The sequence below is a fragment of the Kaistella sp. PBT33-4 genome, from assembly GCF_029194425.1.
In the GTDB taxonomy this organism is placed as follows: Bacteria; Bacteroidota; Bacteroidia; order Flavobacteriales; family Weeksellaceae; genus Marnyiella.
In genome coordinates, this window is sequence record NZ_JARFYL010000006.1 from 101828 (window position 1) to 114875 (window position 13048).

The 13048-nt window shown below is 47.1% G+C and carries 9 protein-coding genes, 1 tRNA gene and 1 pseudogene; 3 read left to right on the top strand and 8 right to left on the bottom strand.

The window, feature by feature from the left end; all coding sequences use genetic code 11:
- Positions 1-112 precede the first annotated feature (112 nt).
- On the top strand, positions 113-1282 hold the full coding sequence (locus tag P0M11_RS12540) for a methionine aminotransferase (RefSeq protein WP_275625987.1): 1170 nt from the start codon (positions 113-115) through the stop codon (positions 1280-1282).
- A gap of 32 nt (positions 1283-1314) precedes the next feature.
- Here P0M11_RS12540 and lat read toward each other — a convergent pair whose 3' ends face one another.
- Positions 1315-2652 carry an L-lysine 6-transaminase gene (gene lat / locus P0M11_RS12545; RefSeq protein ID WP_275625988.1) on the bottom strand — a complete coding sequence of 446 codons (1338 nt, stop codon included), beginning with the start codon at positions 2650-2652 and terminating at the stop codon, positions 1315-1317.
- A gap of 74 nt (positions 2653-2726) precedes the next feature.
- Positions 2727-4277 (bottom strand): aldehyde dehydrogenase family protein, encoded by a 1551-nt coding sequence (locus tag P0M11_RS12550; RefSeq protein ID WP_275625989.1) that lies wholly within the window; start codon positions 4275-4277, stop codon positions 2727-2729.
- Positions 4278-4563: 286 nt separating this feature from the next.
- On the opposite strand from P0M11_RS12550, the gene P0M11_RS12555 reads away from it, so the two are divergent.
- A complete protein-coding gene (locus P0M11_RS12555) occupies positions 4564-5430 on the top strand; it encodes an RNA polymerase sigma factor RpoD/SigA (RefSeq protein ID WP_158064467.1) in 867 nt (288 codons plus the stop codon).
- 51 nt (positions 5431-5481) lie between these two features.
- On the opposite strand, the gene P0M11_RS12560 is transcribed toward P0M11_RS12555, so the two are convergent.
- From P0M11_RS12560 to P0M11_RS12580, 5 genes are read right to left on the bottom strand one after another with little or no spacing between them, the layout of a single operon-like run.
- Complete coding sequence (locus tag P0M11_RS12560; RefSeq protein ID WP_275625990.1) at positions 5482-6063, bottom strand: Crp/Fnr family transcriptional regulator; 582 nt, start codon at positions 6061-6063, stop codon at positions 5482-5484.
- 27 nt (positions 6064-6090) lie between these two features.
- Positions 6091-7506, bottom strand: a complete 1416-nt coding sequence (locus tag P0M11_RS12565) for an efflux transporter outer membrane subunit (protein WP_275625991.1) — start codon at positions 7504-7506, stop codon at positions 6091-6093.
- A gap of 37 nt (positions 7507-7543) precedes the next feature.
- On the bottom strand, positions 7544-10690 hold the full coding sequence (locus P0M11_RS12570) for an efflux RND transporter permease subunit (RefSeq protein WP_275625992.1): 3147 nt from the start codon (positions 10688-10690) through the stop codon (positions 7544-7546).
- A 9-nt stretch (positions 10691-10699) separates the two neighbouring features.
- Positions 10700-11929: an efflux RND transporter periplasmic adaptor subunit gene (locus P0M11_RS12575; RefSeq protein ID WP_275625993.1), complete on the bottom strand. Its 1230-nt coding sequence runs from the start codon at positions 11927-11929 to the stop codon at positions 10700-10702.
- Between the two features lies 1 nt (position 11930).
- Positions 11931-12374, bottom strand: coding sequence for a transcriptional regulator (locus tag P0M11_RS12580; protein ID WP_275625994.1), 444 nt, complete (start codon positions 12372-12374; stop codon positions 11931-11933).
- 394 nt (positions 12375-12768) lie between these two features.
- On the opposite strand from P0M11_RS12580, the gene P0M11_RS12585 reads away from it, so the two are divergent.
- Positions 12769-12853: transfer RNA gene (locus P0M11_RS12585), tRNA-Ser, on the top strand.
- Between the two features lie 98 nt (positions 12854-12951).
- Here the strand turns inward: P0M11_RS12585 and P0M11_RS13325 are convergent.
- Positions 12952-13048 (bottom strand): annotated as a pseudogene (locus tag P0M11_RS13325) (transposase); the annotation flags it as partial.

Genomic DNA, 13048 nt, shown 5'->3' on the forward strand with positions numbered 1-13048 from the left:
AATCATTTCGCGGGCTCACAAAATAAAGAAATGCGGCCAATCACAACCCTCTCCACCTAAAATCAAAGTATTGATTCTCTAATAAAAAACAGGAAAGATTAGCTAAAAAAAAATGTACATTTGGTTAAAAGATCCCAATATGAGAATTGAGCGGAAGCACAGCGGCAAAGACATCAGCATATTTTCGGAAATGACTTTACTGGCACAGCAAAACGGCGCCGTAAACCTGTCACAGGGCTTTCCCGACTTTGAAACAGACCCAAAACTTAAAGAACTTCTGGCCAAAGCAACGGCAGATAATCACAACCAATATGCGCCGCTCACAGGCGTTCCGCTGCTTACTGAAAATCTGGCAACCTTCAATGCTGCCCGTCCTAAACCTCTTCGCACTCACCCGTCTGAAATAATAATTACGCCCGGTGCCACGTACGGAATCTACTGCGCGCTGGCCACTATCCTGAATCCCGGCGGCGAGGTAATTGTTTTGGAACCCAGCTACGACAGTTATGTGCCGGCCATCGAGATAAACGGTGGCAAACCGGTATTCGTTGGTCTGGATACAGATTTCAGACCTGATTTTGAAAAGATAAGAAATGCGGTTACGATGCAAACCCGGGCAATCATTATAAATTCGCCACACAATCCCTCGGGAAATATCTGGACAGAAAATGACTGGGAACAGTTGTGGCAGATTGTAAAGGATACAGACATCGTTATTATTTCTGATGAAGTTTACGATGTACTTTGCTACGACAATCAAACCTTTACAAGTGTGATGCACCACACTCAGCTTCGGAAGCGGAGCTATGCGGTGTTTTCTTTCGGCAAAATGTTCCACGCTACCGGCTGGAAGGTAGGATATGTGCTGGCAAGTGAAGAACTTAATCACGCTTTCCGGCGCGTGCACCAATACTTAAGTTTTTGCGTGAATGTTCCGGCGCAGTATGCCCTGGCCGGATATCTGGAAGTCTTTGATGCCAAAGCCAATGCGCAAATGATGCAGGAAAAAAGAGATTACCTGATTGATGCTTTCGCCGGTTTACCTTTTGAAATTAGTTCAAAAGCCCAGGGCGGCTATTTCCAAACCATGGACTACCGTAACTTTTCAGATCTGAATGATAAGGACTTCGCTGTCTGGCTTACCAGGGAGAAAAAGGTCTGCACCGTACCCGTTTCGGCGTTTTATCATAAAGGGCAGAATACCGGGAAAGTCAGGTTTTGCTTTACCAAAAAAGAAGAGACCATGGATAAGGCCGCAGAACTTCTGCGCAACCTTCTATAAAAAAAGCCGGAAAAAAATTCCGGCTTCGTGTATTACGCTATTTGACTGATGACATCTTCAATTTTATCCAGCGCCAGCTGAATTTCCTCTTTAGTTACGTTCAGGTGCGGGCGGAAACGCAGTGACTGGTCACCACAACCCAGGATAATCAGGTTACGGCGGTACAGCTCGTCACGTACGGCGTCACGCTGTGCACCATCGGTAAGGTCTATGGCACACATCAGGCCTCTTCCTCGTGCATTTGAAAGATGCTGAGGATATTTTGCAGCCAGATTCTGCAATCCTGAAAGCAGGTACTCTCCTACCACTTTGGCATTTTCGCAGAGGTTTTCTTTTTCAATCACTTCAAGAACCAGTTTGAAACGCATCATATCGATGAAGTTACCACCAAATGTGGAGTTAATCCTGGAACTCTCGCGGAAAACATTGTTCGGTATTTCATCAAACTTTTCTTTATTGGCCAGAACCCCGCAAACCTGGGTTTTCTTTCCAAAGGAAATGATATCCGGCTTCGATGTAAAATGCTGGAACGCCCACATTTTCCCTGTAATCCCGATGCCGGTCTGCACTTCATCGAAAATCAGTAAGACTTCGTTTTCATCACACAGCTTTCTTAAGCCGGTAAAGAACTCATCGCGGAAATGGTTGTCGCCGCCTTCTGCCTGAATAGGTTCGATAATGATGCAGGCTACCCTGTTTGGATTTGCCAATATCGCTTCTTCAATATTCAGAAGTGCCAACTGCTCATTCTTGATCGTCGTCTCCAGATTTTCCTCCGTTACCGGAAAAGTCAAGTAGGGGTTAATGATCCGTGGCCAGTCGAATTTCGGGAAATACTGGTGCTTCCGCGGGTCTGAGGTGTTGGTTAAACTCAGAGTATAACCGCTGCGGCCATGGAAGGACTGACGGAAATGTATGCAGATATCACCTTCAACCGTGAGGTCCTTTTCAAAGTTCTTACGCGTTTTCCAGTCAAAGCAGGCCTTCATGGCATTCTCTACCGCCAAAGTTCCGCCTTCAATAAAGAAGCAGTACTGCAGTTCCTGCGGAATAGCAACACGTTCGAAAACTTCCATAAATTCCGCATACTCCTCGGAATAAACATCAGCCAGTGTGGGTTTGTTAACGGCCATGCGGCCCAGCCAGTCGGAATGCTGTACTACATAAGGATGATTATAGCCGATGGAGGCAGACGCAAACATGGAGAACATATCCAGAAATTCAGTGCCGCTTAATTTGTCGGCGATATAGGAACCGTGGGATTTCTCGATATCCATAACGAAGTCGAAACCGTCGGCAAGGATATGTCGGGCCAGGGTGTTTTTTACTTTATTGGTAGTCTCTGGTTGTTGAGCGATGGTGTTATTCATATTTTTTATGATTGTTTTAAAAGCTGCAATAGCCTTGGTGAAATAATATTCTGTGATTTGGTGAACTGCCGTTCTTAGATATCGAACTTAATACCCTGAGCCAGCGGCAATGTTGTACTGTAATTAATGGTATTGGTCTGTCTTCTCATATAATACTTCCAGACATCCGAACCTGATTCGCGGCCGCCACCGGTCTCTTTTTCGCCCCCGAAGGCTCCTCCGATTTCCGCACCGGAAGTACCGATGTTTACATTGGCAATACCGCAGTCCGATCCTGCATGAGACAGGAACAGCTCAGCCTCGCGAAGGTTTTGGGTCATGATCGCCGAACTCAGACCCTGTGGTACGTCGTTCTGCATTTCAATCGCCTCGTCCAGGTTTTCGTATTTCATGATATAAAGGATGGGGGCAAAGGTTTCGTGCTGCACGATTTCAAAGCTGTTTTCAACTTCAGCGATGCAGGGTTTCACATAACAGCCGGAGCTGTAGTCAGCGCCTTCCAGCACACCGCCTTCCACGATGAACTTTCCGCCTTCTTTTTTACACTTTTCAATAGAATCAAGGTACTGCGAAACTGCATCGGTATCGATCAGCGGACCTACATGGTTATTCTCATCCAGCGGATTTCCGATCTTTAGCTGTCCGTAGGCTTTAACCAACCGGTTTTTAACTTCATCATAAACAGACGAGTGAATAATAAGCCTTCTGGTAGAGGTACACCTCTGTCCGGCCGTTCCTACAGCGCCGAATACCCCTCCAATGATGGACATATCCAGGTCTGCATGTTCTGAAATAATGATGGCATTGTTTCCGCCCAGTTCCAGGATTGATTTTCCGAAACGCTCAGCTACCTTTGTTCCTACCATTCTGCCCACACGTGTAGAACCTGTGAAGGAAACCAGCGCAGTTCTTTTGTCTGCCACCAATTTCTCCCCGATGGTATGATCTCCAACGATCATTCCGGAGATGCCTTCAGGCATGTCATTTTCCCTCAAAACCTCAGCAATGATGTTTTGGCAGGCTATGGCGCACAGTCCAACTTTTTCAGACGGTTTCCAAACGGTTACATTACCGCAGATCCAGCTCAGGGCAGTATTCCAGCTCCACACAGCTACGGGAAAGTTGAAGGCCGAAATCACCCCCACAATTCCCAGCGGATGGTACTGTTCGTACATACGGTGCAGCGGTCTCTCGGAATGCATGGTAAATCCGTGAAGCTGACGGGAAAGACCTACCGCGAAATCGCAGATATCGATCATCTCCTGAACTTCTCCCAAGCCTTCCTGAAGGGATTTACCCATTTCATAGGACACAAGTTTACCCAGGTCGTCTTTTTTCTCTCTTAATTTGTTACCGAACTGTCTTACAAGTTCTCCCCTTTTCGGTGCGGGCATTAACCGGAATTCCGGAAAGGCGGCTTTAGCGGCAGACATTACCGTTTCGTAATCTTCTGCAGAACCTGTTTTTATTTTGGCGATTAGCTGGCCGTCGGTAGGCGAATAACTTTCAATAACGTCTCCGTTGGAAAAGCTTTCCAATCCTGTGGAAACGCCTGTATTTTCATTTGAAATTCCTAAATTCTTCAAGGACTGCGCAATGCCGTAATCCTTTTCTGCTTTTACCATGTTTTCTGTTTTCATATGCGCTTAAAGGTACTAAGATTTGGTGAAACAGCAAAAAAGCGGATTCATAGTTTTGTCCCAAAGCACCATATTTTACACAGTGATTTAAATTAAACATTAAGATATCTCAGCAATTTACAGTTATCAATTATCAATGAAGCAATCCTTCTCCAGCGGAGGGACAGCGCTGACCAAAATAATTAAACAATAATTTAAATTCCTGTAACCTTTACGGGTTGCATAGCGTACATATACTTAGAGCCCGACGTTAAACGGGCGTTTATTGTACATGAGACAGTTAAAAATTACCAAGCAGGTTACCAACAGGGAAACCGCGTCACTGGACAAGTATCTTCAGGAAATCGGAAAAGTGGAACTGATTACCGCCGACGAAGAGGTTGATTTAGCACAAAAGATCCGCGCCGGCGACCGCGCCGCACTGGAAAAACTCATTAAAGCCAACCTTCGTTTCGTGGTTTCTGTATCCAAGCAGTACCAAAATCAGGGACTGTCCCTTCCCGACCTTATCAATGAAGGTAATTTGGGACTGATGAAGGCCGCCAAAAGGTACGATGAAACCAGAGGTTTTAAATTTATTTCGTACGCGGTATGGTGGATCAGACAGTCCATCCTGCAGGCGCTGGCTGAGCAGTCCAGGATTGTGAGGCTACCACTGAACAAGATTGGCTCCATCAACAAAATCAACAAGGCTTACGCCCACCTGGAGCAGGAAAACGAAAGACCTCCATCCCCGGAAGAACTGGCTGAAGTACTGGATATGAGCGAGGAAGACATCAAGGAATCCATGAAAAACAGCGGAAGACACCTCTCTATGGATGCACCGCTTGTAGAAGGTGAAGATTCCAACCTTTACGATGTACTTCGCTCCGGTGAATCCCCAAGTCCCGACAAAGACCTGATGCTGGAATCCCTGCAGATTGAGATCGAAAGAGCCCTGCAAACACTTACCCCAAGGGAAGCAGACCTTGTACGTCTTTATTTTGGCCTGAACGGCAAACACCCGATGACTCTGGAAGAAATTGGCGAAACCTTCGACCTTACCAGAGAGAGAGTGCGTCAGATCAAGGAAAAAGCCATCAAGAGACTTAAGCACAATACCAGAAGTAAGATCCTGAAATCTTATCTGGGCAAATAACATAACCGATTATAGCTTCAAAGGAACCTCAAAAGGTTCCTTTTTTTTGTGTCAAACATTCTTCTTCACCAGATCCTTTCGCACCCTGCTCAGACTTTCAGGTGTAATCCCAAGATAGGAGGCCACCATCCATTGAGGTACGCGCTGCATAAGATCCGGATACATCTTGATGAAATCGAGATAACGCTCCTGCGCGGTATCAGAAAGCAGGGAATTCACACGGTTCTGAAGGTTACGTATATGTTTTTGGAGCAGTAGGTCATTATTCGCAATGGTGCCGGGAAACTGAAGGTTCAGGTTGCGGAAAAAATCGGGTGTCAGCAGCAGTACCTTTGAATTCTCAACCGCTTCAATATAATAATTGGACTTTTCATTGAAGTAAAGTGAACTCCTGTCGGAAATCAGCCATTTTTCGGGTGCAAACTGAATGATGTGTTCCTTTCCGTTCCGATCGGTGGAGAACATGCGCAGCAGTCCTTCTTCCACAAAATAAGTTGATTTGCAGACTTCACCCGCACTTAACAGCAATTCCCCCTTCTGGAAATTTTTAACGGTATAATGTGAGCCACACATGGAAACATCAGCTACAGGAATCTCCAGTACTTCCGAAAGATAATGTTCTATATTGTCCATGATGTAATTTTAACCAAATATAAGGAATTAACGCCATCCGCCGCCCAGCGCCTGATAAAGTTCAACCGCCGACCTCAGCTTTGTGTATTGGGCATTGGCAATGTTCAGTTCTGCACTGAGCGCGTTTACGCTGGAGTTCAGTACTTCCAGATAATTGGCCATACCGTAGTTCACCAATTCCTGGGAGTAGTCCACGGAATTCCGGTAAGCGGCCACTTCCTTTTCTTTGAGGGCAATAAACTGATCCTGTGTTTCATACATCTTCAGGGCGTCTGAAACTTCCTTACCGGCATTCAGCAGCGTTTTCCGAAAGTTCAGATAGGCGATCTGTCTGTTATAAAGACTTACCTCGTAATTGGTGCGGATCTGCCTCTTGTTCAGGATGGGCTGCACCAAACTTCCCATAACGGTAGCGAAAATGGAATTAACGCTGAAAAACTTATCGAGCTCTATACTCTGCAGCCCAGTACTTCCGCTGATTCTTAAACTCGGATAAAACTGCGCTCGGGCAGCGTCTGTCAGTTCGTAGGCCTGAATCAGTCTTGCCTCTGCCTCCATAACATCGCCCCGATTCGAGAGCAGGTTAGCCGAATACCCGAGCGGGAAACTGGCAGGCATTTCCTGCTGACTGATAGTGGAGCGTGCAATACTTTGGGGAGTCTCACCCTTCAGTAAGCTGATGGTATTTTCCAGCATGGAAATCTGGACATCAATATCCAGCAAAAGGGCCTGGGCATTGTAAACCAGTGCTTCACTTTGCTGCACCGCAACTTCGGTAAGGATACCGGATTCTTTAAGCGCCCGGGTAGTTTCCAGATTTTTATTGCGCAGGGTTATGGTCTCGTTAATGACCCTTTTCTGCTCATCAAAAGTCAGCAGCTGGTAATAGGCAGAGGCAATAGCCGCCACCAGGTCGGTTTTCACTTCACGGTGTGCAGCAACGGTTCCGAGGTAGGCCGCCCACTGTGCTTTCTGCTCTGCTTTCAGTTTCCCCCAGATATCTGCCTCCCAGGAAATATCGCCCTCCAGACCCAGAATATTGATATACCGCCGGCTGCCGCCCACGATCCGGCCCAGTTGTGTATTCAGGGACTGGGTTTGGAAGGTATAGCTGGGTCCCACTGCCAAAGTGGGCTGGTAAGCAGCCTTGCGCTGTTTCAGATAGGATTCGGCAATGGATATATTTTGCAGGGCAATCCTGATGTCCAGGTTATTATCCAAGCCTTTCTGGATGTGGTTCTGCAGTACCGGATCGGTAAATATTTCACGCCAGGAAACTGTGGCGATGCTGGCACTGTCGCGGGGAATCCGGTCGGTGCGGAAAACATTTTCGTTCACACCCAAAACTTCGCGGTCATAGGGCTGCCTGGCCACACATGAGGTAAGCATCAGAGCAGTTGATAGGGTGAGTACGGTATATTTAAAATTAAAAATAAATGTCATCAGTAATAATTTATTGCTGTTAAGAAGAAATGGGTTGCTATTCGCTCAAATTGACCTTCTCCTTTTTTATCGGAACTATCTTTTCGTGCAGTGCCTGAAAAATAACGTACAGCACAGGAATGGCCAGCAGTCCGAAGAAAGTACCGATCAGAAGTCCCATAGCTGCCCCTGTACCAATGGATTTATTACCCACAGAGCCAATTCCGCTTGCAAATACCAGCGGCAACATACCGAATATAAAGGCGAAGGACGTCATCAGTATAGGCCTCAGTCGGGCTTTCGCGGCATTGATTGCCGACATGGCAAGGGTTTCTCCGTGATGCCGGCGCTGCAGTGCAAATTCAACAATAAGAATTGCATTTTTGGCCAAAAGCCCGATCAGCATGATGATGGCAATCTGGAAATAGATATTGTTCTCCAGGCCAAAGACCCTTTGTCCGAAATAGGCACCGATTACACCCAGCGGCAGCGAGAGAATCACCGCAAACGGAAGTATATAACTCTCGTACTGCGCCGCAAGGATGAAGTACACGAAGATAAAACTCAGCAGGAAGATAATATAGGTTTGGGATCCGGCGCTCATTTCCTCTTTGGTAAGACCGGTGAATTCCACATCATAATCGCCCGGAAGGTTGGCAGCTGTTTCCTGTACAGCCTTAATGGCATCACCTGTCGAAAATCCGGGGTTAGTCGATCCGCTGATACTCACGGAGGTAAAAAGGTTATAGCGTTCAATGGACTGCGGCCCGAAGGAACGTTCCAGCGTCAGGAACTGGGAAATAGGCGCCATGGCTCCTGAATTGGTCTTCACATAGAGTCCATTCAGGCTTTCCGGAGATTTCCTGTTGTCCGGCAGGGCCTGTATCATTACCCGGAACTGTTTTCCGTATTTGGTAAAGTCGGAGGAATAGATCCCGCCAATATAACCCTGCATCGTACTCAGGATATTGTTTACCGAAACTCCACTTTCCTTGGCACGCGGTACGTTGATGACCATTTCGTACTGAGGATAATTCGTATTGAAACTCGTGGATGCAAACTGAATTTCAGGTCGCTGCATCAGCGAACCTATAAATTCCTGGGTTACACTGTTGAGCTCGGTAAGTTCACCGCCTGATTTATCCAGCAGAACTGCCGAGAAACCGTCACTCTGCCCGAAACCTGGAACACTTGGCGGCGAAAAGAATACAATTTTCGCGTCGGGATACTTTCCCGTGAGACCAAACAGTTTTTTGGTGATGGTTTCCACATCCTGACCGTCTTCCTTTCCTCTTTCGTCAAATGGTTTCAGCCTTACGAAAGCCTGACCTACATTGGAACCCTGACCCGACATAAATCCACGGCTGGCAGTAAAGGTGACATTCTGTACCCCCGGAATCTTACGGGCTTCTTCCTGAAGGTCTTTCAGCACATTATAGGTTCGTTCCATGGATGAGCCCGGCGGCAGCTGAACATCGGTAAAGATAATCCCACGGTCTTCCTTCGGAATAAATCCTGTAGGCATGGTGGAATTGGCCCACCAGAAGGTTAAGGCACCCGCCGCAAAAATCAGCAGGGTAATCCACTTGTGCCGTAGCAGGTAAACAAACGAACGACCGTATTTATTAGTGACCGCACGGAAACCGATATTGAATTTGGCGAAGAATTTCTGGCCGAAATTCATCTCTGAATACGCTTTATGATGATGAGCAGACGGTTTCAGGAAAAGAGAACAAAGGACTGGACTTAAGGTAAGGGCATTCACCGCAGAGATCAGGATCGCAATGATCAGCGTAATACCGAACTGCTGATAGAAAACCCCCGTGGGTCCCTGCAGGAAGGTCACCGGAATAAATACCGCCGCCATAACAAGGGTAATAGAGATAATGGCCCCTGTGATTTCGTCCATGGCAGAGACCGTCGCTTTCTTGGCATCCGTAAAGCCCTGTTCCAGCTTGGCATGTACAGCTTCTACCACCACAATGGCATCATCTACCACAATACCAATTGCCAGAACAAGCGCGAAAAGAGTAAGCAGGTTCAGGGAATAACCAAGCAAATTCAGAAAAAATAATGTACCGATAATGGATACTGGTACCGCAATGGCGGGAATCAGCGTGGAACGGAAATCCTGAAGGAACAGGAACACCACAAGGAACACCAGGACGAACGCTTCGATTAAAGTTACAATCACTTTACTGATGGAGGCTTCCAGGAAGTCATTGGTATCAAAGTTAATGCTGTAGCCTATTCCCTCAGGAAGGGTCTTTTCGGTTTCTTCCAGTAAAGCTTTAATATCTTTGATGATATTCTGCGCGTTGGAACCCGGTGTCTGGAAAATACCCATACTTACCGAACGGCGCCCGTTATTTTCACCGATACCCCCGTAGGACAAAGCATCGAGTTTAATATCGGCCACATCTTTCAGCCGCAGATATTCACCGTTGCCAAGCGCGCGTACCACAATATTTTCATATTCTTCCACCTCGTCATGCTTTCCCTTGTACGTAATTACATACTGAAAGGAACTTCCGCTGTTCTCACCCAACTGTCCCGCCGCCGCCTCGCGCGACTGTTCGCTGATGACTTGCGAAACTTCAGAAGGTTCCAGGCCATAGGCCGCCATTTTCGCGGGGTCCAGCCAGATTCTCATGGAATAGGTTTTTCCGCCAAAAGCGGAAGCATCACCCACACCATTCACCCTTTTAATGGCCGGAATAATGTTGATGTTCATATAGTTCTGAAGCCAAACTTCATCAAGATCCGGATTCGACGTATAAAAGGAAAGGAACATCAGGGCACTCGTCTGCTGCTTATTTACCTGAACGCCGGACCGCGTCACTTCGGAGGGCAGCAGGGGAAGCGCACGCTGAACCTGGTTCTGCACGTTCACCGCGGCGATATCGGGATTGATACCCTGCTTAAAAAACACCTGGATAGAGGCTGAACCGTTATTACCGGCCGAGGACGAAATATAATCCATGCCTTCCACCCCGTTCACCTGCTCTTCTATCGGAATGATCACACTGTTCATCACTGTTTGCGCATTGGCACCCGTGTAATTGGCCGAAATCCGGACCGTAGGCGGCGCGATATCCGGATACTGAGTCACCGGCAGGGCCACCAGACCCAGGATACCCAGGATGACGATCAGAATCGATATAACCGTTGAAAGTACCGGTCTGTTTATAAATTTTTTAATCATACCAGTTGCTTAGAATATGGGCTTTATCGCATTTACAATATCATCAAACTTCACCGGCGTAGGCTTTACAGGTGTTCCCGATTTAAGACCGCCAGTTCCTTCTGCCACCACGGTCTCGCCTTTTTTGGCACCGCTTTTAATGATCACCATATTTCCGGCACGGTCGGTCACATCGATGACAGCGGATTTCGCTGTATCCTTTTCCACCTTATAAACATACACCAGACCCTGCTGCTCGTAAGTGGCGCTTTCAGGAACCACCAATACACCGTCATACATACGCGGAACACGTATGGTACCGCTGTTGCCATTGCTCAGCAGTTTATCCGGGTTAGGCAGCGATACACGGAACTGTATGCTTCCAGTAGCAGGATCAATGGCACCGGTTACGGCTTCAATCCGGCCTTTTTCTTTATAAACCTCACCGTTGGCAAGTACCAGCTCCACCATGGGCATGTTTTTGAGTTTTTCCGCCAGCGTGGATCCGTAGGAATTTTTCAGGAAATCAAGATATTCCCTTTCGTTCATGGAGAAATAAGCATAGAGGCCGCTTGTATCCGACACGGTGGAGATGGGCATGGGATCGGAAGGCCCCACCAGGCTTCCGTTCCTCATATTGATTTTCCCCAGTACACCCGAGATGGGTGAACGGATCACGGAATAGTTAATATTTTCCCTAACACCCTGATAGGTAGCCTGCGCCTGCGAAACACCCGCGCCTGCCTGCTGTTTGGCAGCAACAGCCTGCTGAAGCTGGGCTTGTGCCCTGGCCAGATTGGCCTGCGCGGTCTGCAGCTGTACGGAACTGATAATATTCTTCTCCACCAGCGGACGAAGCTTGTCCACCTCTACTTTTGCGGCGTTTACACCTGCCTGTGCAGCTGTCACACTCGCCTCAGCGGCGGCAACATTGGAACGCGCCGCGCCGATTCCGGCATTAGCAGCCGCGGCAGTCTGACTTAAGGAATTGGTCTCGAGGCGGAAGAGGGGCTGACCCTTGGTCACATATTGCCCTTCATCTACAAGAACCTGGGTGATGTATCCCTGGATCTTGGCCCTTACCTCGTTGTTCACCCTACCCTGTATGGAGGCCGGATATTCCGAATAGGCGGTTACATTACGCGTCTCTACCTGCACGGTGTTAACGGCCTTGGGTCCCTGTGGCGGTTTGTCGTCGGTTTTCTTGCACGCAGTCACAGCCAGAGCGGCCAGACTGAAAAGTATAATCTTATTCTGCATCTTATAGTTTGCTTAGTGAATTCTTGATATTGTTGATGTTGGTAGTCATCAGTTCCTTGTACACCCTGTATTTTTCGTCGGTCTCGCCGCGGAACTCCTGAATACTATCCAGGATTTCAAGCTCCTTACTCAGGCGCTCAATAATCTGGGTGTAGCGCATTTTCAGGAAGTTGTCGTTCACCACAAAATAGCGCTTTCTTTCGTTGATTTTATTGAAATCCTGAATAAGCTGCATCGTGAGGAGGATACTGATATTGGAGGACACCGAACTTTTGCTGGCACAGAAAATTTCAACGAACTCATCAAAACTGATTCCCTTCTTTTCGAAGTCGAAAAGAAGGTAGGCATAAATCTTGGCCGCAAGAGGCGGAAGATGAAAGGTTTCGCTGTAAAAGGTGACCAGATTCTGAAAAATCTGCTGGTCTATCTTCAGTGTTTTAGGCATCAGCTCGGGCTTATCCCACAAAATTACTAAATGGTTCGGTAAAAAACGAACTAAATGAAGGGTATAGATGAAATCAGTTGCAAGGTGAGTTGTGAATGTTGGATTATGAATTTTAAGGTCTTGAGGGTTTGAGTATTTGAGTATTTGAGTACTTGGTTGCTGGCTAATTTAATTATCTGTCGCAAGGAATAGTAAAGCACTCCTCCACTCCAAACCACCAACTTCCAGTCACCAATCACCAACCACCAATCACCAGCCACCAACCACCATCCTTGACCTTAGCCTTGGCCTTAGCCTCAACCTCACTCTTAGCCTCAAAAAAATACCGGAAATATTTTGCAGGTTATAGGAAGAAGTCTATATTTGCACCACTGAAAACAGAAGACCAAAACCTGGAGAAATGGCAGAGTGGTCGATTGCGGCAGTCTTGAAAACTGTTGACTGTAACAGGTCCGGGGGTTCGAATCCCTCTTTCTCCGCTCAACTTTTTACTAACCTACTGATATTCAGTAGGTTTTTTCATTTTATATTTCTTTCTTCCCCACCTCCTCCCGGATCAGGAACAAAACCTGGGGGATTAGGCAAAAAGAGTGGTAAGCCTGTAGAGGAAGAAGGACCTGTCTTTTACGCCACGTAACTGGATTCTGAAGTTTTTGATTTTTGCATTGAAGGAT